Source organism: Streptomyces sp. BE20 (genome assembly GCF_036322525.1).
Taxonomy (GTDB): domain Bacteria; phylum Actinomycetota; class Actinomycetes; order Streptomycetales; family Streptomycetaceae; genus Kitasatospora.
Genome location: NZ_JAQYWW010000939.1, coordinates 28,558 through 51,210, shown reverse-complemented (window position 1 = coordinate 51,210; position 22,653 = coordinate 28,558). Strand labels below are relative to the sequence as shown.

Below are 22,653 nucleotides of genomic sequence, written 5' to 3'. Positions count from 1 at the left end.
TCCGTCGGTCGGGCGGCCGTTCCCCGGGTGGGTGATCCCCGGGCGGTGGTCCCGCAAGGCCAATCACGACCCGGACCGGCCGGCCGCCCGGGCAGCGGCCGGCGCGGTGTCGAAGGGCCCGATCAGCGCGCGGAGGCCGGGGACGGCTGCTCGGCGTCCCCGAACCGGGCCAGGGTCAGCGCACCGGCCACCGCCGCCAGGAAGCCCGCGACGGCGAGCGGCATCGCGTCGTGGCGGGTGTGGTCGCCGAGCAGCAACACGCCGATGACGGCCGGACCGAGGGTCTCGCCGAGCACCATGGCCGCCGTCGCGGCCGTCACCGAACCGGTCTGCATGGCCCAGGTCAGCGCGCTGAAGCCGCCCAGCCCGGCGAGGGCGATCGCGTAGGCGGAGGGCTCGACGAGGAGGTCGGGCGGTCGGGCGTCCGGCAGGACCCGCACCGCGACGCCGACGACGCCGAACTGGAGGCCGGCGACCAGCCCGAGGAACGGCGCGCTGCGGCCTCCGGCGAACCGCACCACCAGCCAGCCCACGCCGATCAGCAGGACCGAGGCGAGCAGGACGCCCAGCCGTAGCGCCGGGCTGCCCCGGCCGGGTCCGTCCCGCCCGGCGGTGAGGGCGAGGACGCAGAGCCCGACACAGACCGCCGCCACCCCGGCCCACTCGCTGCGCCGCAGCCGCACCCGCAGGACGCGGGCCGAGCCGACGGCGGTGACGGCGAGGGCCGAGGCCAGGACGGCCTCGACCTCGTAGAGCGGCAGCCGTTCGAGGGCGATCAGCTCGGCGCCGAACCCCAGCATGTCCATCCCGACTCCGACCAGGAACGGCCACTGGCGGAAGGCTCCGGCGAGCGCGGCGGCCCCGCCCGGCCGCCGGCCGGCTGCGGCGCGGCGTGCGCCGACCGCCTGGAGCACGGTGGCCGAACCGGTGAGCAGGGCGGCGAGCAGCGCCGACAGCAGACCGAAGGACATGCGCAGACCGTACGGGCCGACGGCGCGGCGGGTCCTCGCGCCGCGCCGCCCGGGCCTCGGGACGGGAGGCGGGTGGGAGTGGGAGCCCGGGTGGGGTGGCGCGGGGCTGCCGGGCGGGGACCGTCAGGTCGGGTTCGTTCGTCCAGGGACCGTCAGCTCCGGTCGCGGGCCGGGTCGGTGTTCGCGACGGGTGGTGGCGGGGTGGGTGCGCGCCCGCTGTCGAGGTGAGGTCGCAGGCCGGATGGCCTATAGTGTGGCGATATGTCCGGTTCACCCGACTGGAGCAGTTAGTCCGTCCGGTGTTTCAGGATCTCGGCGCGCAGGCGTTCGATCGAGATGCGTTGCCCCGTTCGGCTGCCGAGGGTGAGCCGGGTTCGGGCGGTGCGGTGCCGTTCGGAGTGATGCGGTCGGGAGGCCAGATGGACAGGCGTGCGGTGGTCGGCGAGTTTCTCGGAACTCTGCTGTTGGTGCTGCTGGCGGTGGGCGCCGCCGTGGTGGCCGGGGACGCGATCGGATCGGTCGGGATCGCGCTGGCGTTCGGCTTCGTGCTGCTCGCCCTGGCGTACACGTTCGGCCCGATCTCCGGGTGTCACGTCAACCCGGCGGTGACCCTCGGGTTCCTGCTGGCCCGCCGGATCGACGGGCGTACCGCCGCGTCGTACTGGGTCGCGCAGTTCCTCGGCGGGATCGCCGGCGCGGCCCTGGTGCTGGTGCTCGCCAAGCAGATACCCGGCCTCCAGACCCACGAGAAGCTCGGCACCAACGGCTGGGGCGACCGCTCCGCCGTGCACATCAACCTCGGGGGCGCGTTCCTGGCCGAGGTGCTGCTGACCTTCCTCCTGGTCTTCGTCGTTCTGGCGGTCACCCACCGCCTGGCCGCCACCGGATTCGACGGCCTGCCGATCGGCATGGCGCTCGTGGTGGTGCACCTGGTCGGGATTCCGCTCACCGGGACGTCCGTCAACCCGGCGCGCAGCTTCGGTCCGGCGCTGTTCGCGGGCGGCGCGGCGCTGTCCCAGCTGTGGCTGTTCATCCTCGCGCCGCTGGTCGGCGGCGCCCTCGCCGCCGGTGCGCACCTGCTCACCCACCCGCAGCCGAACATCGCCGCCGCCGAGGCGCTCGCGACGGACCGGCGGGCGGCAGCCGCCGACCGCTGACCTCGCGGTCGCTGCCGGGGCGCCGCCCCGGCGCCCCGTGCGTGAGCCTCCCGGAAGGCCCGGCCCCGACGCTCGAACGAGCCGTCGGGGCCGGGCCTTCCGGCGTGTCCGAGGCCGGGCGCGCGGCCCGGCGTCGCCGCCCCGGCACACGGCGGCCATGTGGCGGGGGTCGGACGGCGGGTGCGAATCAAGCCCGGTGGCTCATTGGCATGCACAAATTGGACGGGATATTACTTCTCGGTAATCTCAGGTCGTCCCACGGGTGAACCATGAGCCACCCGTCACGTCCTGAAGGAACGTCACGTGCTCCGACCCTCCTCCCGCCGCCCCGGCCGCGTCCTGCGCGCCGCCCTCGCCGCCGCCGCGGCCACCAGCCTGCTGGCCGTCGTCCCGCCCACGTCCGCCCGTGCGGCCGTACCCGCCCCCACCACCCGGGCCGACGGTGACACGGGCACCGCGCACCTCGACGCCGTGGAGCGCGTCCTGCGGGAGGTGTCGCCCGGGTTGGAGGGCACCGTCTGGCAGCGCACCGAGGGCAACAGCCTGGCCGGTGCCGGTGCCGGTATGGGTGCGGGGGCGGAGCCGGCTGGCTGGCTGCTCCAGACACCCGGCTGCTGGGGCGACGCCACCTGCGCCGACCGGCCCGGCACCCGCGCGCTGCTGGCGAAGATGACCGCCGACGTCGCCGCCGCGACCCGGACCGTGGACGTCTCCACCCTCGCGCCGTTCCCCGACGGCGGCTTCGAGGACGCCCTCGTCGCCGGACTCAAGGCCGCGGTGGCCGCCGGTCACCGCCCCGTCGTGCGCATCCTGGTCGGCGCCGCGCCGCTCTACAACGCCAACGTCCTGCCCTCCCGCTACCGCGACGAGCTGGTTGCCGGGCTCGGCCCGGCGGCCGGCTCGGTCAGTCTGAACATCGCCTCGATGACCACCTCGCGCACCGCGTTCTCCTGGAACCATTCCAAGCTCCTGGTCGTCGACGGACGGACCGTCATCGCCGGCGGCATCAACGGCTGGAAGAACGACTACCTCGACACCGCCCACCCCGTCTCGGACGTCGACCTGGCGCTCAGCGGCCCCGCCGCCACCTCGGCCGCCCGCTACCTGGACACCCTGTGGGAGTGGACCTGCGGCCGGACCGGCCTCTTCGGCAACGCCTGGTTCGCCTCCTCGGACGGCGGGGCCTGCCGCCCGTCGATCGAGCGCGACCTCAACCCGGCCGCCCCCGCCACCGGGACCGTCCCGGTGATCGCCGTCGGCGGGCTCGGCGTCGGCATCGAGGCCGCCGACCCGGCGTCCGGCTACCGGCCCGGCCCGGTGGTCGGGGCCGCCGACGCCAAGTGCAGCCCGCTCACCCTGCACGACAACACCAACGCCGACCGCGACTACGAGACGGTCAACCCCGAGGAGAACGCCCTGCGGGCCCTCGTCGGCAGTGCCCGGCGGCACATCGAGATCTCCCAGCAGGACATGAACGGCACCTGCCCGCCGCTGCCCCGCTACGACACCCGCCTCTACGACCTGCTGGCCGCGAAGCTCGCCGCCGGGGTCAAGGTGCGGATCGTGGTCAGCGACCCGGCCAACCGTGGCGCCGTCGGCAGCGGCGGCTACTCGCAGATCAAGTCCCTGGCCGAGATCGGCGACGTGCTCCGGGCCCGCCTCGCCACCCTGACCGGCGACCGTGCCGAGGCCACCGCAGCGCTCTGCGGCAACCTCCAGCTCGCCACCTTCCGGGCCGCCCCCACCGCCACCTGGGCCGACGGACACCCGTACGCGCTGCACCACAAGCTGGTCGCGGTCGACGACTCGGCCTTCTACATCGGATCGAAGAACCTCTACCCGGCCTGGCTCCAGGACTTCGGCTACGTCGTCGAGGACCGCACCGCCGCCGCGCAGCTCGACCGCGACCTGCTCGCCCCCGAGTGGCGCCACTCCCAGGCCGCCGCCACCGTCGACTGGGCCACCGGCCTCTGCCGCGCCTGACGCCGGCGCCCCGGGCCGGTCCGTCCGGCCGGTCCTTCGGGCCGGGTCTACGAGCCGGGCCGGCCGTCGTGGCCCGCGGCGGCGTCGCGGGCGGCCCGTTCGCGGGCGCGACAGGGGAGGTGGCGGCTGAGCGCGTCACTGCAGTTGGCGGCGGCCATGCGGCGCAGCAGCTCGGCGGTGCGGGCCGTGAGCGGGCGGGCCCAGGCCCGCAGGGCGGCGTCGGCGCGGGCGTCGAGGCGCTCGACGGCCGAGCGGATCCGGGCGAGGAGACGGACAGTTGTGCGGAGCGGGTGGTTGAGGCGGTTCACGCGAATGCAACCTGACCTTCACCTGTGCGGTTCCGCCCGTCGGTCGCCCGGCCGATGGCAGGGGCCGCGTCGCGCGCCCCTCGGCCCGTGCTCGCGCCGACCGACAGCGCGGGTCGGCAGGAGAGCCGGGAGGAGCGTCGGGAGGAGGGCCGGGAGAAGGTCCGTAGGCGGTGCGGCTACCGTTCGCCGGGCGCGGGACGTTCGGCCGGCGGCGCCAGCCAGGAGGCGGCGAACCAGGCGGCACCGAGCAGCGCGGTCGCGGCGAGCGGCACCAGGACCTCGGGACGTGACGACGGACGCCACGGCAGGAACAGCACGGCCGCCAGGGCTTGAGGACCCGGCGAGCACGGCGGCGTAGCCCAGGCCGGACGCCCAGGCGGTGGCTCGCCGGCCGACCCGGTCAGGCGGCGGCCGGTGTTCCACCGGCGGCCGGTCCGGCTCGTTCAAGGCACCCCCCGCGCCCGTCGGTCCCGCGGGACCAGGCCAGGCGTCGACCGGGGGTGGCGCCAGGTGCTGTCCGGGCTCGGAACCGCCGTCTCCGTGCGGAGGGACGCAGGCCGGTTCACGGTTCCACGCCCTGACCGAGGCGGTGCCGGATCAGTGTGGTGGCGACGGCGACCTGGGACGGTTCCAGGGCGGTCCGGCCGTCCTCGACGTCCCAGAGGGCGTTCTGCAGCACGCGGCCGAGCGTCCAGCCGGCGGCTCGCGAACGGTCCAGGCCGAGCGTGCCGGTCAGCAGGTCGAACCGCCGGAGAACGGTCCGTTCGGTGGCGGAACCCCGGTGCGCGGCGTCCCACCGTTGGTCGATGGCCGGGAGCAGGTCGAATCCCGGGTCGCCCGAGAGGGGTTCGGGATCGATGGCGATCCACGGTTGGCGCTCGCCGGCGAGCACGTTGCCGTCGTGGAGGTCCCAGTGCAGCAGCCGATCACCGGGCTCGTCGAGCAGTGCGGCCACCGTCGAGGCGCAGGTGCGGAGGAGGCGTCGCTCGTCGGGGTCCCGTAGGGAAGCGACGGCCCGGGGTGTCTCGTCGACCATGGCGGCGGCGAGGTCTCCGAGGCGGCGGAGCCCGGCCGGGGCGGGGACGGCCGTCAGCCGGGCCATCAGGCCGGCGAGGACCGACAGCGCGGTGTCGTCGTCGGCCACCACGCCGAGCGGCCGGGCCGCGTCGAGTCGTTCGAGCAGTTGGGTGCCGGTGGCGGGGTCGTCGTCGAGCAGCAGGACGGCGCCCTCGCCCCGCCAGGCGCGCAGCCCGGCGGCGACGCCGGCCGTCTCCTCGCGGACCTGTTGCAGCCGCAGGACCGCGGGGAAGCCGTCGGCCCGCAGGACGGGAAGGACCAGCGAGGCCATGCCGTGGGCGGGCGGGCCGTCCGGTCGCAGGGTCCAGCGGTCCAGGAACTCGGCTGCGAGGGAGGGGAGTTCCTCGATCCAGGCGCGCTCGGCGACCCCGTGTGCGCCGTAGGCGGCGGCGAACTCCTCGGGCACGCGAACGGGGGCGCGAACGGGGGCGAGGGCGGGGACAGGGGCAGTGTCGGGGGCGGCGTCGCGGCTGCTCAAGGGGGCCTTCCTCGTCGGGGCCGGGCAGGTTGTGCGGGCAGGTCGTGCCGATTCGGTCGCCGCACGGGGTTCCGCCGCGCAGTGGTTCCGACTCTCGCACGTCGGCCGGCAGGGCCGGCCGCCGGGTGCCCCGTCCCCATTCGGTCACCTGACGGTGTTTCGGCCGCCGGGTGCGCGGAGACTGGGGGCCGGCGCCCCGGACCCGGGGGCCGAAGTGCCGGCCCCGTGCCGTGCCGCCGACGCCTCGGCGCCGAAGCGGCAATGTGCATGCCATTGTTACAAAATGTCCCGACCCGCTTCAGAGTCGCCCGTGGGGGCCTAACATCCTGCGCGGGACACCTGGGGCCGCTGCCCCGGCTGCGCTCCGCCGCGCACTCGCGTGCCGCAACTGCCTTGTGAGGAAACGTGTCTGACTGGTCGTTGGCCATAGATTTCGGTACCTGCTTCACCACTGCGGCGGTTCGCGTGGCGCAGGCCGGTCCGGTGGTGGCGGTCGAGATCGAGAACAGCCGCTACCTGCCCTCGCTGGTCTGCCTGGACGACGCCGGGGTGCTGCTCACCGGCCGCGCCGCCGTCCAACTCGCCGCCCAGCGGCCGGAACGGGCGGAGCTCGGCCCCAAGAGGGCGCTGCTCCGCCAGCGGGCCGTCCTGCTGGACGGCTGTGAGGTGGTCACGGTCGACCTCGCGGCCGCCGTACTGGCCCGCGCGGCGGCGGAGGCCCGTACGCAGAACGGGGGCGGCGCTCCGGTGCGCACCGTGCTCACCCACCCTGCGGACTGGTCGCCGGCCGATCTGGGCCGGCTCGTCGAGGCGGCCGTCCGGGCCGGTATCGACGACCCGGAGCTGCTGGCCGAGCCGGTGGCGGCGGCCCGCTTCCACGCCGCCGCGGCGGCCCTTGCTGCGGACGCCGGGCACGCCGACGGCTCCGCGCCGTACGAGGACCGCCCGATCGCCGTCTACGACCTCGGTGGCGGGACGGTCGACATCGCCGTACTCCGCCGGGAGGGGGGCGAGTTCAAGGCCGTCGCGGTCGCCGGCAACCCGGACTTCGGCGGCCGGGACCTCGACCAGGCCCTCTTCGAACTGCTCCGTGACCGCGCGTTGGACGTGGACCCGGCCCCCTGGTACCGGCTCTGGCCCGATCCGGCTTCCGCTTCCGCTTCCGCCGACGCGTCCGACGCTGCCACCGCCCACCAGCGTTTCCAGCTAGCAAGGGAGTTGACCCTCGCCAAGGAGTCCCTGTCGAGCACCGGGACGGTCTACCTCGCGGTGCCCGGCTACCGCGACCCGTTCGTCGTCCAGGGCGGCGAGTACCGGGCGGCCGTCACTCCGGCGCTCACCGCCTCCGTCGACCTGCTGGAACGGGCGCTGGCCCTGGCCGGAGTGTCCCCGGAGGATCTCGCCGCCGTCGTCCTGTGCGGCGCGGCCGGCCGGACTCCGGTGGTCGCCGACCTGATCGCCGCCCGTCTGGGCCGGCTGCCCGAACTGGCCGCCGATCCCAAGGCCGTGGTCGCGCTCGGTGCGCTCACCGACCCGCCGGCTTCGCCCGGACCGGCGGACGGCGCCGGCGGTGCCCACGACGGCGCAGACGCCGGCCAGAGTGCCAAGCGCTGGGCCGTCACCCACTATCCGGACGAGGACGACCCCCGTCTGGACGGGCGCCGGCCCCTCTGACCCAGATCGGGACCGATCCGCCCCGGAGCGACCCCCCGGCCCGGAACGACCCCCTGGCCCGGAACGACCCCCCGGGCCGGGACCGGACACCGCACCCCCGTCTCCGTGTCCCGCCCGTCGGGCACTCCGCCCGGACCCGCCCCGCCTCCCGAGGAGCCGCGAGGAACCGCATGGACATCGTGATGCTCGGCCACAGTGCGGCCGGGAAGACCAGCTACCTCTCCCTGATGTACGCGGCCATGTGCGACGGCGTCGAGGGCATGACGCTGAGCACCGCCGACACGACCGCCCACCGCGTGCTGACGTCCGGCGCACGGGACATCCTGAGCGGCCGCTACCCCCGGGCCAGCGACCGGCCCCGCGCCTACGACTTCGTCCTGCGCCACGACGGGGCCGACGTCTTCCCGTTCCGCTGGAAGGACCACCGCGGGGGAGCGCTCACGGAGCACCGCGGCGACAGCCCGCAGGCGGCCGACCTGCACGACGACCTGGTCGCCGCCGACGGCATCGTGCTCTTCGTCGACGCCCTCCGGCTGGACACCGACCCGGAGGCGGCCGAAGCCGTCCGGCGGCTGACGGTCCGGGTCCACCAGGCGCTCGCCGACCGGGAGGAGACGCTGACACCGCTGGTGATCGCCCTCACCAAGGCCGACCTGGTCGACCTCGGAGCCGACGACGCGGAGGACCGGTTCGTCGGACCGTTCCGGCCGCTGATCGAGGCGGTCGCCGAAACCCGCCACATCCAGGGGGCGTTCATCCCGCTGGTCTGCGGCCCGGAGCCGGAGAACGTGGCGCTGCCGGTGCTCTGGACGCTCCGGTTCGGCATCATCGGGCGGGCGATGCGACTGTCCGCCTCGATCGACAGCCTGATGGCCTCCGCCCAACTGGCCGATCAGCGCGACACGCTGTGGGACCGGGTCAGCAGCTGGTGGGACGACGTGCCGTCCTGGGCGGCTCTCCGGGACCGTGACCGGGCCCTCGCCGCCTCCGAACTCTCCCTCCTGCAACCACTGGTGGAGCCGGCCGACCGGTTGGGTGAGCTGCTGGAGGACATCCTCTCGTTCTGAGCCACGGTCCGGCCCCCGCCACCGTGGGACTCCGCCCCGACTCCCGATCCGATCCCTCCCAGGCACCACCACCGGCAGCGCCACCACCACCGCCAGCGCCGCCACCACCACCGGCAGCTCCGAGACCCTCGACCTCGCGAACAGAGGACCGCGTCCATGGACGTTCCCAGCATCTCCGTGACCATGATCGGAGCCAGTGGCTCCGGCAAGACCGCCTACCTGCACGGCATGTACAACCGGCTCTCGTCCGGCGTGAAGGGCTACTACCTCTACGCCACCGACCCCGACCGGGACCTCGACCTCGCCGAGCACTGGGCCAAGCTCCGCCGCACCGGCGAGATGCCGAAACCCACCCCGGACGACCTGCCCGTCACCTACGAGTTCGTGTTCCGCCGTGGCATGCGCGACCTCATGCAGGTCGACTTCGTGGACTTCCGGGGCGACTCCTTGGTCGCCCCCCGCGGCTCGGCGCCGGACGTCTCGCGGTTGGCGGAGCGGCTGGAGGCCACCGACACCATCATTGTCGCGCTGGACTCCGAGCACGTGGCCGAGTGGGTCAAGGCCGGGGCCCCGGGCAGCCTCGAACGGGTCGGAGACCTGATGGAGATCCCCCGGTGCAGCATCGCGATCTCCAGGGTCTTCAGCAACCGCTTCCGTGCCCGCCAGCCTCCCCCCGGTGTGGTCGTGCTGCTCACCAAGGTCGACCTGTTGGTCGCGCGTACGGGGATGAGCGCCGCCGAGGCGCTCCAGGTGGTGGCGAGGAACCTCGGGAACCTCGTCCCCGCCCTCGCCGGGGAGGAGGCCGAGGGCGTCACGGTGGCGCTCTGCCCGATCCAGCTGGGCACCTTCGGCGAGGGCGGTCGGAGCATCGTCGACGCGACCCGGATCAGCCCCAAGAACCTCCACCTGCCGATCGTCTTCAGCCTTCGCCACTACCTCAGCGAGGGCATCGCCCGGAACGAGCACGAGATGGCGAGGCTCTCCGCCGGCCTCGACTCCTCCCGCGGCGAACTCGCCGCACTCAGCCAGGGGCTGTTCGGCGGCATCTTCAAGGGAGACCGGAAGAGTTCCGCCCGGCAGCAGATCGAGCGGCTCGTGGCCGACAGCCGGGCGACCTCGGCCGACCTCCAACGGGCCCAGCACCGGTGCGCCGAGCTGGACCAGGAACTGCGAGGGATCGCCATCTACCGCGACGGCCGATTGCTGACGGACTGACACCATGACGACTCCCCCGTACGGGCCGACGCCCGACCACACCTCCGACGCCCCACCGGCGGCCGACCCCCGGCCCGCCGGAACCGATGTGTCCGCCACGCCGCCCGGCGGCTGGTCCGCCGTCGTCTACGGCCGCACCCTGCGGATCGACCAGTGGTGGCGGGCCCTGCCCGCCGGCGTCGACCGGCAGGGCCCGCTCGCCGAAGCCGTCCGCACCGCGGTGGCGGGCGGGGACCGCCTGGAGGACGGGCCGCGCTTCGTGCTCCACCGCGACGAGCACGGCGTGCTGCTCGGCGCGGCCTGCGAGTTCGGACTGATCAGCGACACCATGGTCCGGGACAGGTTCGACCGCCCGCTCTACGGCTTCGTCGGCTGGTACAGCGAGGCGCCGGCGCCCGGACGACTCCCCGAACTCGCCGAGCTGGAGGACCACCTGGTTCCCTGGGGCGGCCGGGTGTACCGCGACTGGACGGCGCCGACCTGGGAGGCGGCCGACCGGCGGGAGGCCGAGCCGCGGGCGACCGCGCCGGGTGCCGCCCCGTGGCCCGACCGGGCCCCCGGGACGGTCGGCGGGCTGCCGTCGACGGGCCGATGGCTCCCCGCCCGCGCGGACGGGGCCCACCTGCTGCCCGAGTCGGAGGCGGGGGCGCTGTGGTCGGCGGCGGCGTCCGTGCCCGATCCGTGCCTCCTGGTCACGGGCTGGCGCCGTCGCGCCGACGCCGACCTCGCTCGGCTCACCCATCTGACCAGCCGGGACGGCCGGGCCTACCAGCTGCTGTTCCGCCCGCCGCCGGCGCCGCCGACGGCCGTGCGGTTCACGCCGAACCGGTCCGCGGGGGATCCCGCGGACCCGGCGCCGTCCGGCACCGGCCCGTCGAAGCCGGGTCGGTCGAAGCCGGGAACCTTCGGGCCCGGGGCGCCGCACCCGTCGGGCCCGGGAGCCGTGGATCCGGCGTACGACGGATACGACGGATACGGCGGGTACGACGGGTACGGCGGGGGGTGGCGCGGGGCCGTCCACGGGGCGGGAGGCGCCGGACACGGCGGCCCGCGCCCGGGAAAGGGCTCGGACCCGGCGGCACCGCCCGGGCAGTCGGTCCTCGGTCAGCTCCTGGGCCAGGCCGGTCGGTTCCTGACCGAGGTCGGCCGCAAGGTGGACTCCGCGCTGGCCCCGCGGAGGAGGAACGGCGGGCGCCCTGCCGACCCGTACCCGGACACGGCACCCCGTGACCCGTACGCCGGGGTGCCGCAGCACGGCGCGCCGCACGGCGCCCCGGAGGGGGAGGCCCACGACGACGGGAGGCCGTACACGGGAAGGGCGAGCGGGGACGACTACGTCTCTCCCGGCCCCAGCGTCGAGCGCCCCCTGTTCGGGCAGACCCGCTCCGTCACGCCCCAGGATGCCGACTACTCCGGCAGGTTCGGCGGGTTCGACGACCCGGAGCCGCCCGCCGCGCCGTCGGGTCCGGCTCCCGGGCCGGATGCCTCCGGGGCCCCGTCGTCAGGCTCGGTGCCCGCTCCGCCGACCGTCCCGCCGTCCGTTGCGTTGCCCGACCCGCCGGCCGACCCGCCGCCTGCCCCGCCCCGCCGGCCGTCCGACCCGCCGCCCGGCGGTTCCCCCGGGCCCGCCGACCGGCGCGCGAACCCGCCGGCCGACCCCGGTGACCGGACCGACTCCACCAGGGGAGAACCCTCATGACCACGCCCCGGGCCGAAAGCCCCTCCCGCGCCCGCGTGCTGGACTTCGCCGGCCGCACCGCGGACCTCCTCGAACGTGCCTCCCGGGCGGCCGCCGCCGAACCCGCGGAACCCGCCGACGACGCCGGAGCGGGCGGTGCCGGTTCGACCGCCGAGCACGCCGCCCGACGGGTCCGGGAGGAGGCCGCCCGGGCCGCCGACGGCGCCGCCTCGCTGGTCGTGGTCGGGGAGAAGAAGCGCGGAAAGAGCTCCACGATCAACAGTCTGGTCGGCGTCTGGGACCTCCTCCCGGTCGACGCCGACGTCGCCACCGGTGTGCACGTCGTCGTCCGTCACGGCGAGCGCCCGCGCGCCGAGGCGTACCTCCTGCCCGCGGCGGGGTCGACCACCGGGGCCGGGGCCGGGCCCTCCGACGGCACCGACCCGCTCGGGAACCCGGCCCCGGCGGGGGAGCCGGACGGGCGGCCGAGCCCCGAGCCGATCCCGCTGGAGCGGATCGCCGAGTACGCTGCGGTGGACCCGCTCACGGGCCGGCCGCACCGCCTCGACGTCCACCACGTGGAGGTGGAGCTGCCCGTCCCGATGCTCGCCGCCGGCCTCGAACTGGTCGACACTCCCGGTGTCGGCGGGCTGGTCAGTGGTCACGCCGAACTCGCCCTCGCCGCCCTTGAGTGGGCCGACGCACTGGTCTTCGTGGTCGACGGATCCGGCGAACTCACGAGCTCCGAGCTGGAGTTCCTGGCCCGTGCGACGGAGCGCACCGTCGAGACGGTGTTCGTCCTCACCAAGACCGACAGCCACGACGCGTGGCAGGCCGTCCTCGCCCGCAACCACGAGCTGATCGCCCGGCACGCACCCCGGCACTCCGGGGCCTCCTGGTTCCCGGTCAGCAACCGGGCCCGGCGGGACGCCGCCGAGGCCGCCGACTCGGGCTCGCTCCAGGAGGCCGCCGAACTGCTCTCGGAGAGCGGCTTCGAGCCGTTGGAGGAGCTGCTGCGCCGTCGGGTCGCCGCCCGGGCCGCCGAACTGCGGCTCGCCAACCTGGTCCACGTCGCCCTCACCGCGATCGCCGGTCCGCTGGCCGAGCAGGAACAGCGCCTCCGCTCGCTCCGGCAGGACCCGACGCTGGCCGCCGAGGTCCAGGGCGCGGAGGAGGCGCTGCGGCTGCTCCAGCCGGAGAGCGCCCAGTGGCGGCGGGTCCTGTCGACCGGTGCCCGCGATCTCAAGAACGCCCTCCAGCTCGGCTTCCGGCGGAGCGTCAACGACGTCCGGCAGTACGCCGAGGGGCAGATCGCGACCTCCGAACCGGGGACGCTCGCCCAGGAGTTCCCGGCCGACCTGGAGGCCCAGGTGGAGGCGGTCTGGTTGCAGCTCGACAACGCCGCCCGGAGGGGCCTGGCGGTGCTGGAGGAGAAGGTCCGGCAGGAGTGCGCGGCCGTCCTGGACACCGCCGCAGGCTCCGGTCCGGAGGAGGAGGCCCCCGGCGCCGAGCTCGTGCCCGTGGACGGCTCGGACGGCTCCGCGGTCGTCCTCCGGTCCGAACGAGCCGGCCTGCTGCCGGAGATGGTGCACTCCAAGCACCGCGAGGGCGGTCCGCTCGGGGTGATCGAGAGCGTCGCGCCCTCGCTCGGCACCGCCGCCACCTTCGGCACCGTGCTCAGTCTGCTGACCGGCGGCATCCTCGTCCCGGCCGTCGCCAGCTACGCGATGCTGGCCGTGCTCACCCGCCGGCGCCGCCAGCGCACCGAACTCGGCCGGGTGCGCGGCGACGCCACCCGCCACCTCAACCGGGTGCTCACCGAGCTGAGCACCGAGATCCCCGCACAGATCACCAGCCACGTCGACGAACTCACCGACCGGCTCGGTGCCGTCCTCGACCAGGCCATCGCCGACGAGCGGGTCCGGCTGGAGAAGCAGCTCGCCGACCACCGCCGCAACCTGGCCGCCTCCGCGGCTGACCTCGCCGCCGCCCGGGACCGCACCCGGCGGCGGATCGCCTCGCTCGCCGTCCTGCGGGACGAGGGCGCCGCCCTGGCCCGGTCGCTGGGCGCGCCCAGCGACCCCGGCGCGTCCGGCGCCGACGGGGCGTCCGGCTCCCCGGGCCCGGGACGGAGCTGATCTCGTGGACCTGATGAACCTGCGGCTGGTCGCCCTTGGTCACAGCAACGCGGGCAAGACCACCTACCTCTCCTCCATGTACGCCCAACTCGCCACCGGGTACAAAGGGTTCACCCTGCGCGACGTCAGCGAGGAGGACGGGCACGATCTGCTCCGGACGGGCCGGGCGGTGCGCCGCGGCGTCTACCCGCCGATCTCCTCCCGCCGCACGGACCACCGTTTCCTGCTCACCCACGGCCGCCGTGACGTTGCGGCCTTCGACTGGACCGACTACCGCGGCGGTTCGCTCACCAGCACCGCCGCGGACGATCCCGAGACCACCGGACTGCTGGCCCGGCTCACCCGGGCCGACGGGCTGATCGTCTTCGCTGACGCCCGGCGCCTCGCGGACGACGTCGGCAGCCACGAGGAGCTCCGTCGCACCGTCGTCCTGCTCCAGCGGGCGGTGCAGCCGCAGTCGGCGCCGCTCCCGATCGTGCTCGCCTTCACCAAGGCCGACCTGGTCACCGACCCTGCCGCGTGGGCCCTGGCCAGGGAGGCGACGGCCCCGCTGGCGGACCTGATCGCCGGTGAGGAACGGATCCTCGACCTGTCGGTGGCGGTCTCCTGCGGGTCCAGGCCGGCCGGAGTCCTCGTCCCGGTGCTCTGGTGCCTCTCGGGCCTGCTCACCCACCGGGTGCAGGTGGTGGAGTCCGAACTCGCCGACTCCCGGCGTCTGATCAAGGAGACCCGCACGGACGCGCACGCGGTGAACAGCATGGTGTCCTGGCTCAAGGGCGTCGAGAGCGCCACGGCCAAGCTCAAGCGGTACGAGGAGTGCGCGCGGATCGAGAAGGAGGAGCTCGGACGGCTCCGCCGGCCCGCCCAACGGCTGGCCAGGGTGCTGGCCCGCGTGCAGCGAGGGACCGTACCGCCGGTCGGCGACCTCCTCCCGGCGGAGGCGCGGTGACCGGAGTCCCCCCGCCCGGGCCCGCGTCGACGGGCGGACCGAGGCCCGTGGAACTCGCCCCCCTCGTGGGCGAGTTCTGCGCGGACCTGGCGGCCGGGCTGCCGCCGGGTCCGGCCGTCGGGGCGGTGCGCGCCGTACGGGAGCGCCTCGACGAGCGGACCCTGCGGATCGCCGTCGGCGGCCGGATGAACGCGGGCAAGTCCACCCTGGTGAACGCCCTGCTCGGGCGCCGGCTCGCCGCCTCGGCCGCGACCGAGTGCACCACCGTGGTGGCCTGGTTCCGGCCCGGCCCGCTCAACCGCGTCCAGGTCCGGCGGCTCGACGGGACCTCCCACTGGCTGGCCGGCGGCCTGCCGCGCGATCCCCGCGGCCTCGGGACGCCGACCGGGGAGATCGCCGAGGTGGTGGTCGAGGCCGCCGGACTCCGGCCGGCCGGGGACTGCGTGCTGGTCGACACCCCCGGTCTCGACTCGCTCAGCGGTCTCGACGCGCCCGCGCTGGCCGCGCTCGCCCGCGCCGACGCCGTGATCTACGTCATGCCGCACCCGGGCGCCGGGGACGCGGAGGCGCTCGGCGCCCTGCGCGCGCAGGCCGACAGCCGGATGACCGCGCTCAACGCCGTGGGCGTGCTCAGCCGGATCGACCTGCTCGGCGACGGCCACGGCGACCCCTGGCCCCGGGCCCGGCAGGTCGCCGACCGCAACGCCGAACGGCTCGCCGGGCTGGTGGACTCCGTGCTCCCGGTGGTCGGCCTGCTCGCGCAGACCGCCCTCGGCGACGACTTCACCGAGTCGGACGCCGCCCTGGTCCGCCGGCTCGCCGAGACCCCCGCGGCCGAACTCCGCCGGGCCCTGTACACCGGCAGCCGCTTCCTGGGCTGGGACGACGCCCCGCTCACCCGGCCCGATCGCGAACGGCTCCACGGCCTGCTCGGCGTCTACGGCATCGACGTCGCGCTCCGGACCGCCGACCGGGCCAGGGCGACGGGCGGTCACGTCGGCGCCGCCGTCCTGCTGGAGGAGTTCCGGAGGACCTCCGGCATCGGTGCCGTCGTCGACCACCTGCGACGGCAGTTCGTCGACGCCGCCGACGTCCTGCGCGCCGCCGCCGCCCTCGGCGCGGTCGAGGCCGCGCTCGGTGCGGGCGACGGCCTGCCCGCCGACCTGGTCCGCCGGGCGCGCACCAGGATCGGCGAGCTCCGGCAGCATCCGGTGCTGCGCCGACACGAGTTGGCCCGGGCGCTGGCCGCCGTCGCCTCCCGGCGGCTCGAACTCGCCCCGGACGCCGTCGACGCGCTGATCGCCCTGGCCACCGGGCGCACCCCGGCCGCCCAGCTCGGGCTGGAGGCCGGGGCCGGGCCGGAGGACCTGCGCCGGGCGGCGGCGCGGGCGGCCGGGTACTGGCGCCGGCTGGAGGACGGCCCGCTGCGCGACGCCGGCCGGTACGCGCGGATCGCGCGCGAGCTGTGCGAGGCGATCTACTTCGCCGCACCGCCCGGGCCGCCCGCCTGACGTCCGGCCGGGTCCGACGTCCGACCGGGGGTCCGACCCGGTCGGGAACCGGTCCGGACGGTGTCCGGGCCGGTGGAGAGAAGGGAACACCGCCGTGACCGACCCCGAGCAGACCTGGGACGACGGCCGCCTGCACCCCGACGACGTGATCGAGGCGGCCGACCACACCGCCTACGAGTCCCCGTCCGACTACTACTCCGGCCAGAACGGCCACGAGCCCGACCCGGCGGCGGTGCACGATGCGGGGGACGACGGCTGGTGACGCCGTCAAGGCCCCGCCGGGACGACTCGTCGACGTACGTGAGTTCTCCTCACGTCGGATTCCTGTAGCGGAGTTCGGCACGGTCGGCCTCCGACTTGAGGAGGGCCGACACGCCGGAGGGGCATCCCTCCGCAGGGGGAGCCGCTGTGCCCCTGTGGGTGGACGACCGGTTCGTGCGCGGCTGACACAGTGTCAACCCCTCACACTTTTCGGGTGTTGCGAAAGCCGTCGGCACGGACACAGGAGGACTCATGAGGGTAGCGGAGCGCCGGGGCGGGTCGCGGACGGCGAGGGGCGTGCGGATCGTCGCGCTCGCGCTGGCGGGGGTGGGCCTGGTGGGCGTGACCGCCCCGACGGCCGGTGCCTTCGGCACCGGGCCGGGCGGAGCGACGGCCGTCGGCGAGGAGCAGCCGGGGACCGGCCCGGAGGCGGCCGGCCGCGGCCCGCACCGGGGCGGCGTGGACGCCCGGGCGCTGAACGAGGCACTGGAGGGCGTGATCGAGGTCGGCGGGGCGTCCAGCTCCCTCGCCCGGGTGACCGAGTACGGGCGCACGGTGTGGAAGGGCGCGGAGGGCGTGGGCGACTTCTCGACCGGCGCCGAGCCCTCGGCCAGCGGCCGGTTCCGGATCGCCAGTGTGACCAAGACCTTCGTGGCGACTGTCGTCCTCCAACTGGTCGGCGAGGGGCGGTTCGGGCTGGACGACAGCGTGGAGAGCCTGCTGCCGGGCGCCGTCCCGGGCGGCGGCTCCATTACCGTGCGCCAGCTGCTCAACCACACCAGCGGGCTGTTCGACTACACCGCGGACCCGGCCGTCGACGTCGACAACGCGACCTGGCTCCGCGAGGGGCGCTGGCGGAGCTGGACGCCGCAGCAACTCCTCGCGGTGGCCAACAGCCACCCGCCGTACTTCGCGCCCGGCACGGGCTGGCGCTACGCGAACACCAACTACCTGCTGGCCGGCATGATCGTCGAGCGGGTCACCGGCCACGACTGGCGCCGGGAGGTGGAGCGCCGGATCATCGACCGGCTGGGGCTGAGCGGGACGTCGATGCCGGCCCACGCGACGGGGATCCGCGGCCCGCACGCGCACACCTACCTCGATCTGCCCGGCGGCCCGGTGGACGTCACCGAGATGGAGCCGAGCGAGATGGACGCGGCGGGCGTCGGCATCTCGACCACCGCGGACCTCGGCACCTTCCTCCGGGCCCTGCTCGGCGGGCGGCTGCTCCCCGCACCGCTGCTCGCCGAGATGCTGACGGTCGCCCCGCTGAGCGGCGACGCCCAGTACGGCCTGGGGATCGGACGGCTGACCACGCCCTGCGGCGAGGTCTGGGGAAACAACGGCAGTACCGGCCGCGGGCACAACAGCGCCCTCTACGGCACCCTGGACGGCCGCCGGCTGGTGGCGGTCTCGACCAACGGCTACCGCAACACCGGCCAGGGGTGGAAGACCTCGCAGAAGCTGCTGGCGACCGCCTTCTGCGGCCGTCAGCCGGCCGCCGCAACCGCCGCCCCGACCGGCTGACCGCCGCCGTCCCGCCGTCCCGCCGTCCCGCCGGACACCGGACCACCGGACCGGCCGGGCGGCGGGCGTGCCGTTCCGCCCCCGCCGGGCAGCCGCCGCGAGGAGGGGCGAGCAACGCCGGGGCCGTTGACCGCCGAGGTGGTCGACGCCGTCCAAGAGGCGTCCTGCCCGCCGTCGACCGGGGGTGTTCGTCCCACTGAACGGCGCCCGGATCGGCGCCGGTTCGCCGGCCGAGGCCGAAGCCGAGGACGGCGCCCTCGGCCCGCCGGGCATGCGAGTGCCGCCCGGCTCGCCGGTCGCCGGCGTCCCGGCCCGGATCCGCCGCGAGCTGACCGCGGAGGAGCGGACCGGCATCAAGGTCGGCGCCGCGGGCCATCTGTTGCCGGCCGACGGCCACCCGTCGCTCCACCCGCTCCCGCCGTCCGTCCTGTCCGTCCCGGACGCCCGGGGCGGCCCTGCGGCCTGAGTGCCGGACCGGCCGTCGGTGCGGGGCGTAGCCGGACCGTGTCTCTTCGAGGTGCTCCCGAACGCGTGGGGGCCGCCGCATCGTCGGTGGCGAACCCGGCTTCCGGGCGAACGGCCCTGTCCGGGGCGGCTGTGTAGAAGTCGATGACGTCGCGCCCGAGTCCGGGACCACCGACACCGAGCCGCCTGCCAGGACGTGATCCGGAACGGCGAAACGCCCGGAGCGCGCCTCGTCGCCATCCTCGACTCCCGGGCACCCACCACCGCCCTCGCCGATCTCAGGCGGCGGATCGCCGACCTCCAGGGCGTCGAAGGTGTCGGACTCTGCGACCCACCCGCCGAAAACTGTCGCTGAACCCCCACCGGCGCACCAGCCGCGCAGACCTCCGGGCGTGCCTCGGCCTCCGGCCCCGGCGGCCCGCGCGGCCGACGAGTGCGCGAGGGCCATTCCCGGAGGGCCGGTGACACGACCCAAGGAATCGGACTTTCCGCTTCCGTTCTCACCTGTCGATCACTGTCCAATTTGGTCTAGACAAGATCCGAATATTTCAGTTACGTTTCCCCGCACGAGATCTCGTCAGTAAGTGCACAGCCACTCGTATCCATCTGCCCAGTGTGGAGGAACAATGGTTCAGGCGATGCTCAACCTGGTCGACCGGGCGTTCTCGCGCGGTCTCCGGACGGAGACCGCGGAAGCGGCCTGCGCGTGCCCGGCGGGTACGTTCTACACCTGTGTCGGGGAGACGCTCTACGTGAAGACGTGCTGTTCCTGGAACTGCGCTTCCGCCCCCACCTGTGAGACGTACGCCATCCGGGGCGGTTGCTGACCGTCCGGGTCTGACCGGGCGGGCCTCCGTGGCCCGCCCGGTGCCCGGCCGGGAGTCCCGGCCGACAGAGTCCGCCGGCATGCCCGCTCGCCCGGGGTGCCGGCACGGGGGAGGAACCATGCACGCCTGCCTGCTGCTCGGCGGCCGCTGTGTCGTCGCGCTCGTCTTCGCCGTCTCCGCGCTGGCCAAGCTGCGCGCGCCCGGGGACTTCGCCTCGGCGCTGCGCGCGATGGCGGTCGTCCCGCGCCGGCTGAACCGCCCGGTCGTGATCGCCGTCCCGCTCGTCGAGGCGGCCGTCGCCCTGCTGGTCTGGCTGCCCGGACCGGTCGCCACCTGGGCGTTCGCGGCTGCGGGCGGACTGCTCGCGCTGTTCGCGGGGGTCCTGGTCTCGGTGCTGTGGCGCCGGATCGACGTCTCCTGCCCCTGCTTCGGTGCGGCCGGCGTGCCCGTGGGGCGGGCGCACGTGGTGCGCAATCTGCTCCTCGCCGGCGTCGCCGCAGCCGGTCTGGTGGCGAGCACCGCGCCGGACCCGGGGGGTCTGGAGCCGGCGGCCGTCGCCCTGGTCCTGCTGGTCGCCGTCGGCGCGAGCGCGCTGGCCATCGCCACCGACACCCTGGTCGAGCTCTTCTCTCCCGCGCGCTGAGCACCCGCCCGGGCGGCTGCGCGCCGAGCACCCGGCCCCGGCGGAAGCGCCCCGGCGACACCGTTCCGCCGGCCCCTCGAAAGCTCCCCGAACGCCCCTCGAATTCGTCCTTCCCCAGTGTCCGGAACGAGGCCCACTGCCATGTCAACGGTATTCACCGTCGTGATCGGCTGTCTTTCCGTATTCAATCTGCTGCTTACCCTGGCACTCGCCAGAAAGGTGACCGGAAACTCCGGTCACGGTTCCCACGGTGACATCGTCAAGGGCGTTTCCATCCCGGAGAACCGAATTCCGGACGGAACTCCCGTACCGGAATTCCGGGCCGTCTCCCGGCAGGACGGACCGGTGTCCCGCGCGGACTTCTCCGGGGGCCGCGCCGTCGTCGGATTCTTCTCCGCGAGCTGCGGGCCCTGCCTCGAACAGGCCCCGGACTTCGTCAAGGCCGTCACCGACCACCCCGGGGGGCGCGACCGGGTCGTGGCCGTCGTCAAGGGCGCCGGCGCGGTCGCCGAGGAACTGGCCGCCATGCTCGCGCCGGTCGCCAAGGTCGTGGTCGAACCCGCCGGGGTGGTCGAGGGCTCCGTGGCCGAGTCCTTCGGCGTCGTCCGCTGGCCCAGCTACGTCGAGGTCGGCGCCGACGGGCGGATCACCAACCGCCTGCTGCCCGGAGAACTCGACGTCCAGCCCGCCGTTCGGTGACGGCGACCCCGACGGCGGGCACCGCCGGAGCCACCGGCACCGCCGGAGCGGCGGGTGCGGTCCCGCCCCCGACGGCGGGCACGGCCCCGGCGCCGCGTCCGCCCGGCGAAGGCCGCCAGGCCCTGCGCTCGGCCGCCGCCGCGACCGCGCTCGCCTGGCGGTCCGGGCCCGGTGCGCTGCTGGTCTCCCTGCTCTGCGGCCTGGTGGCCGGACTGCTCCCGGCCGCCACCGCACTGCTGGTCAGCGACCTGTTCGACGCGCTGACGGCCCCGCCCGGGGCGCCCGGCGTTGGCTCCGGCGTACCGGTCGGCACCTGCGTCCTGCTGGTCGCCGCGAGCCTCGGACTGGCCCTCGCCCCGGCCGCCAGCGAGTACGCCCGGGCCCGCAGCAGCCGGGCCATCCGGCTGCGGGTGCAGGACGAACTGTTCGAGGCGGTCAACCGGCTGCCCGGGCTGCGCCCCTTCGAGGACCCGCGGTTCCAGAACGAGCTGCGCCTCGCCCAGCAGGCCGGCGGCGTCGCCCCGGACCTGCTGACCGGCTCGGCGTTCAGCAGCCTCCAGGCGCTGGCGACGGTCCTCGGCTTCCTCGGCACCCTGTTCGCGGTGAACCCGCTGCTCGGCGGCGTCACCCTGCTGCTCACGCTCCCACTGGTGCGCGTCCAACTGGTCGCCGGCCGCCGGCGGGCGGCGGTGCTGCGCGACACGATGGCGCACAGCCGCCGGCAGATGTTCTACGGCAGCCTGATCGCCGACGTCGACGCGGTGAAGGAGGTCCGCCTGTTCGGCCTCCAGGACTTCTTCCGGAAGCGGGCCCGCACCGAACTGCTCACCGTCTCCGGCGCGGAGGAGCGCACCGACCGGCGCAACCTCGCCCAGCGGCTGCCCGCGTCCCTGCTGGGCGTGGGCGTGTACGCGCTGGGCCTGGTCTGGGCGGTGCGCGCCGCCCGCAACGGTGAACTGTCGCTCGGGGACGTCTCGGTGTGTCTCGCCGCCGTCGGTGGCATCCAGAGCGGGGTCGCCCAGCTCGCCGCGACCGGATCCGCCGCCTACCAGGCGGCCATCACCTTCGACCACTACCGCGCGCTCGGCGCGGCCGAGCCCGACCTCGCCCTGCCCGAACGGCCGGTCTCCCCGGATCGGCTCACCGGGACGATCGAGCTCCAGGACGTCTGGTTCCGCTACCACGAGGACGCCCCCTGGACCCTGCGCGGCGTCGACCTCCTCCTCCCGGCGGGCTCGGTCACCGCCCTGGTCGGCCTGAACGGCGCGGGCAAGAGCACGCTGGTCAAGCTGCTCTGCCGGCTGTACGACCCGACCCGCGGCCGCATCCTCTGGAACGGCACCGACATCAGGGAGTTCACCCCCGACGCGTACCGCGAGCGGGTCGGCGTGGTCTTCCAGGACTACGTGCGCTACGACCTCACCGCCGGCGAGAACATCGGCCTCGGCCGCCTGGACCACCTCGGCGACGCCGGCCGGATCACGACGGCGGCCCGCGCGGTCGGTGTGCACGAGCGGATCTCCCGGCTCGACGCCGGCTACGGCACGCTGCTCAGCCGGATCTTCGCGGCCGACGGGCCGGGAGCCGGCCGCGGGCACGCGCTTTCCGGTGGCGAATGGCAACGCCTTGCGGTGGCAAGGGCGTTCATGCGGAGCGACGCCGACCTGATGATCCTCGACGAACCCAGCTCCGGTCTTGACGCCGAGGCGGAGAAGGAGGTGCACGACAGCCTGCGCGGCCTGCGGCGCGGGGCGACCAGCGTGATCGTCTCGCACCGGCTCAGCGCCGTCCGGGACGCCGACCGGATCGTCGTCCTCGGCGCCGGGCAGGTGGTGGAACAGGGCACCCACGAAAGGCTGTTGGCGCGCGGTGGCCGGTACGCCGAACTGTTCGCGCTGCAGGCGGCCGGGTACCAGGACACACCGGTCGGGCCACCCGCAGGACCGCCGACCCCGGCACCGCTCGGCCGTACCGCCCCGTAGCCGTACCGCCCCGTAGCCGTACCGCCCCGTGGCCGTACCGGCC

Annotated in this window: 18 protein-coding genes and 1 pseudogene; 15 read left to right on the top strand and 4 right to left on the bottom strand. The window is 75.1% G+C overall.

All coding sequences use genetic code 11. The features are described from left to right. Window positions 1-122: 122 nt before the first annotated feature. Window positions 123-971, bottom strand: coding sequence for a hypothetical protein (locus PUR61_RS22260; protein ID WP_329881045.1), 849 nt, complete (start codon window positions 969-971; stop codon window positions 123-125). A gap of 419 nt (window positions 972-1,390) precedes the next feature. Between PUR61_RS22260 and PUR61_RS22255 the strand changes: the two genes are divergently transcribed. Together PUR61_RS22255 and PUR61_RS22250 are read left to right on the top strand one after the other, a co-directional pair. After that, complete coding sequence (locus PUR61_RS22255) at window positions 1,391-2,128, top strand: MIP family channel protein (RefSeq protein WP_329881044.1); 738 nt, start codon at window positions 1,391-1,393, stop codon at window positions 2,126-2,128. A gap of 303 nt (window positions 2,129-2,431) precedes the next feature. Continuing rightward, complete coding sequence (locus tag PUR61_RS22250; RefSeq protein WP_329881043.1) at window positions 2,432-4,111, top strand: phospholipase; 1,680 nt, start codon at window positions 2,432-2,434, stop codon at window positions 4,109-4,111. A gap of 47 nt (window positions 4,112-4,158) precedes the next feature. Here PUR61_RS22250 and PUR61_RS22245 read toward each other — a convergent pair whose 3' ends face one another. The 3 genes from PUR61_RS22245 to PUR61_RS22235 all read right to left on the bottom strand — a co-directional run bounded on the left by PUR61_RS22245 (window position 4,159) and on the right by PUR61_RS22235 (window position 5,902). Further along, window positions 4,159-4,419: a hypothetical protein gene (locus PUR61_RS22245; RefSeq protein ID WP_329881041.1), complete on the bottom strand. Its 261-nt coding sequence runs from the start codon at window positions 4,417-4,419 to the stop codon at window positions 4,159-4,161. Window positions 4,420-4,595: 176 nt separating this feature from the next. Next, entirely contained in the window at window positions 4,596-4,736 is a 141-nt protein-coding gene (locus PUR61_RS22240; RefSeq protein WP_329881039.1) for a hypothetical protein, read from the bottom strand. A 245-nt stretch (window positions 4,737-4,981) separates the two neighbouring features. After that, complete coding sequence (locus PUR61_RS22235) at window positions 4,982-5,902, bottom strand: aminoglycoside phosphotransferase family protein (protein ID WP_329881322.1); 921 nt, start codon at window positions 5,900-5,902, stop codon at window positions 4,982-4,984. Window positions 5,903-6,394: 492 nt separating this feature from the next. On the opposite strand from PUR61_RS22235, the gene PUR61_RS22230 reads away from it, so the two are divergent. The 13 genes and pseudogenes from PUR61_RS22230 (at window position 6,395) to PUR61_RS22170 (ending at window position 22,610) form a co-directional block, all read left to right on the top strand. Continuing rightward, window positions 6,395-7,648 (top strand): Hsp70 family protein, encoded by a 1,254-nt coding sequence (locus tag PUR61_RS22230; protein ID WP_329881038.1) that lies wholly within the window; start codon window positions 6,395-6,397, stop codon window positions 7,646-7,648. A gap of 170 nt (window positions 7,649-7,818) precedes the next feature. Continuing rightward, complete coding sequence (locus PUR61_RS22225; protein WP_329881037.1) at window positions 7,819-8,715, top strand: TRAFAC clade GTPase domain-containing protein; 897 nt, start codon at window positions 7,819-7,821, stop codon at window positions 8,713-8,715. 156 nt (window positions 8,716-8,871) lie between these two features. Further along, on the top strand, window positions 8,872-9,930 hold the full coding sequence (locus tag PUR61_RS22220) for a TRAFAC clade GTPase domain-containing protein (RefSeq protein WP_329881036.1): 1,059 nt from the start codon (window positions 8,872-8,874) through the stop codon (window positions 9,928-9,930). Window positions 9,931-9,934: 4 nt separating this feature from the next. Further along, window positions 9,935-11,629 carry a hypothetical protein gene (locus tag PUR61_RS22215; RefSeq protein ID WP_329881035.1) on the top strand — a complete coding sequence of 565 codons (1,695 nt, stop codon included), beginning with the start codon at window positions 9,935-9,937 and terminating at the stop codon, window positions 11,627-11,629. After that, a complete protein-coding gene (locus PUR61_RS22210; protein ID WP_329881033.1) occupies window positions 11,626-13,746 on the top strand; it encodes a dynamin family protein in 2,121 nt (706 codons plus the stop codon). The genes PUR61_RS22215 and PUR61_RS22210 overlap by 4 nt, the downstream gene beginning before the upstream one ends. A gap of 13 nt (window positions 13,747-13,759) precedes the next feature. Then, window positions 13,760-14,695, top strand: a complete 936-nt coding sequence (locus PUR61_RS22205; RefSeq protein ID WP_329881321.1) for a TRAFAC clade GTPase domain-containing protein — start codon at window positions 13,760-13,762, stop codon at window positions 14,693-14,695. Between the two features lie 47 nt (window positions 14,696-14,742). After that, entirely contained in the window at window positions 14,743-16,206 is a 1,464-nt protein-coding gene (locus tag PUR61_RS22200; RefSeq protein ID WP_329881032.1) for a GTPase, read from the top strand. A gap of 94 nt (window positions 16,207-16,300) precedes the next feature. Beyond that, entirely contained in the window at window positions 16,301-16,468 is a 168-nt protein-coding gene (locus PUR61_RS22195; RefSeq protein WP_329881031.1) for a hypothetical protein, read from the top strand. A 251-nt stretch (window positions 16,469-16,719) separates the two neighbouring features. After that, window positions 16,720-17,994: a serine hydrolase domain-containing protein gene (locus PUR61_RS22190; RefSeq protein ID WP_329881030.1), complete on the top strand. Its 1,275-nt coding sequence runs from the start codon at window positions 16,720-16,722 to the stop codon at window positions 17,992-17,994. A gap of 196 nt (window positions 17,995-18,190) precedes the next feature. Beyond that, a pseudogene (locus PUR61_RS22185) lies at window positions 18,191-18,460 on the top strand (hypothetical protein); the annotation flags it as partial. A 944-nt stretch (window positions 18,461-19,404) separates the two neighbouring features. Beyond that, window positions 19,405-19,929: a MauE/DoxX family redox-associated membrane protein gene (locus PUR61_RS22180; RefSeq protein ID WP_329881029.1), complete on the top strand. Its 525-nt coding sequence runs from the start codon at window positions 19,405-19,407 to the stop codon at window positions 19,927-19,929. 141 nt (window positions 19,930-20,070) lie between these two features. Then, on the top strand, window positions 20,071-20,628 hold the full coding sequence (locus PUR61_RS22175; protein WP_329881028.1) for a TlpA family protein disulfide reductase: 558 nt from the start codon (window positions 20,071-20,073) through the stop codon (window positions 20,626-20,628). Next, the gene (locus PUR61_RS22170; protein WP_329881027.1) at window positions 20,625-22,610 is read left to right on the top strand and encodes an ABC transporter ATP-binding protein; all 1,986 of its coding nucleotides are present in this window, start codon (window positions 20,625-20,627) and stop codon (window positions 22,608-22,610) included. The genes PUR61_RS22175 and PUR61_RS22170 overlap by 4 nt, the downstream gene beginning before the upstream one ends. Window positions 22,611-22,653: the final 43 nt, after the last annotated feature.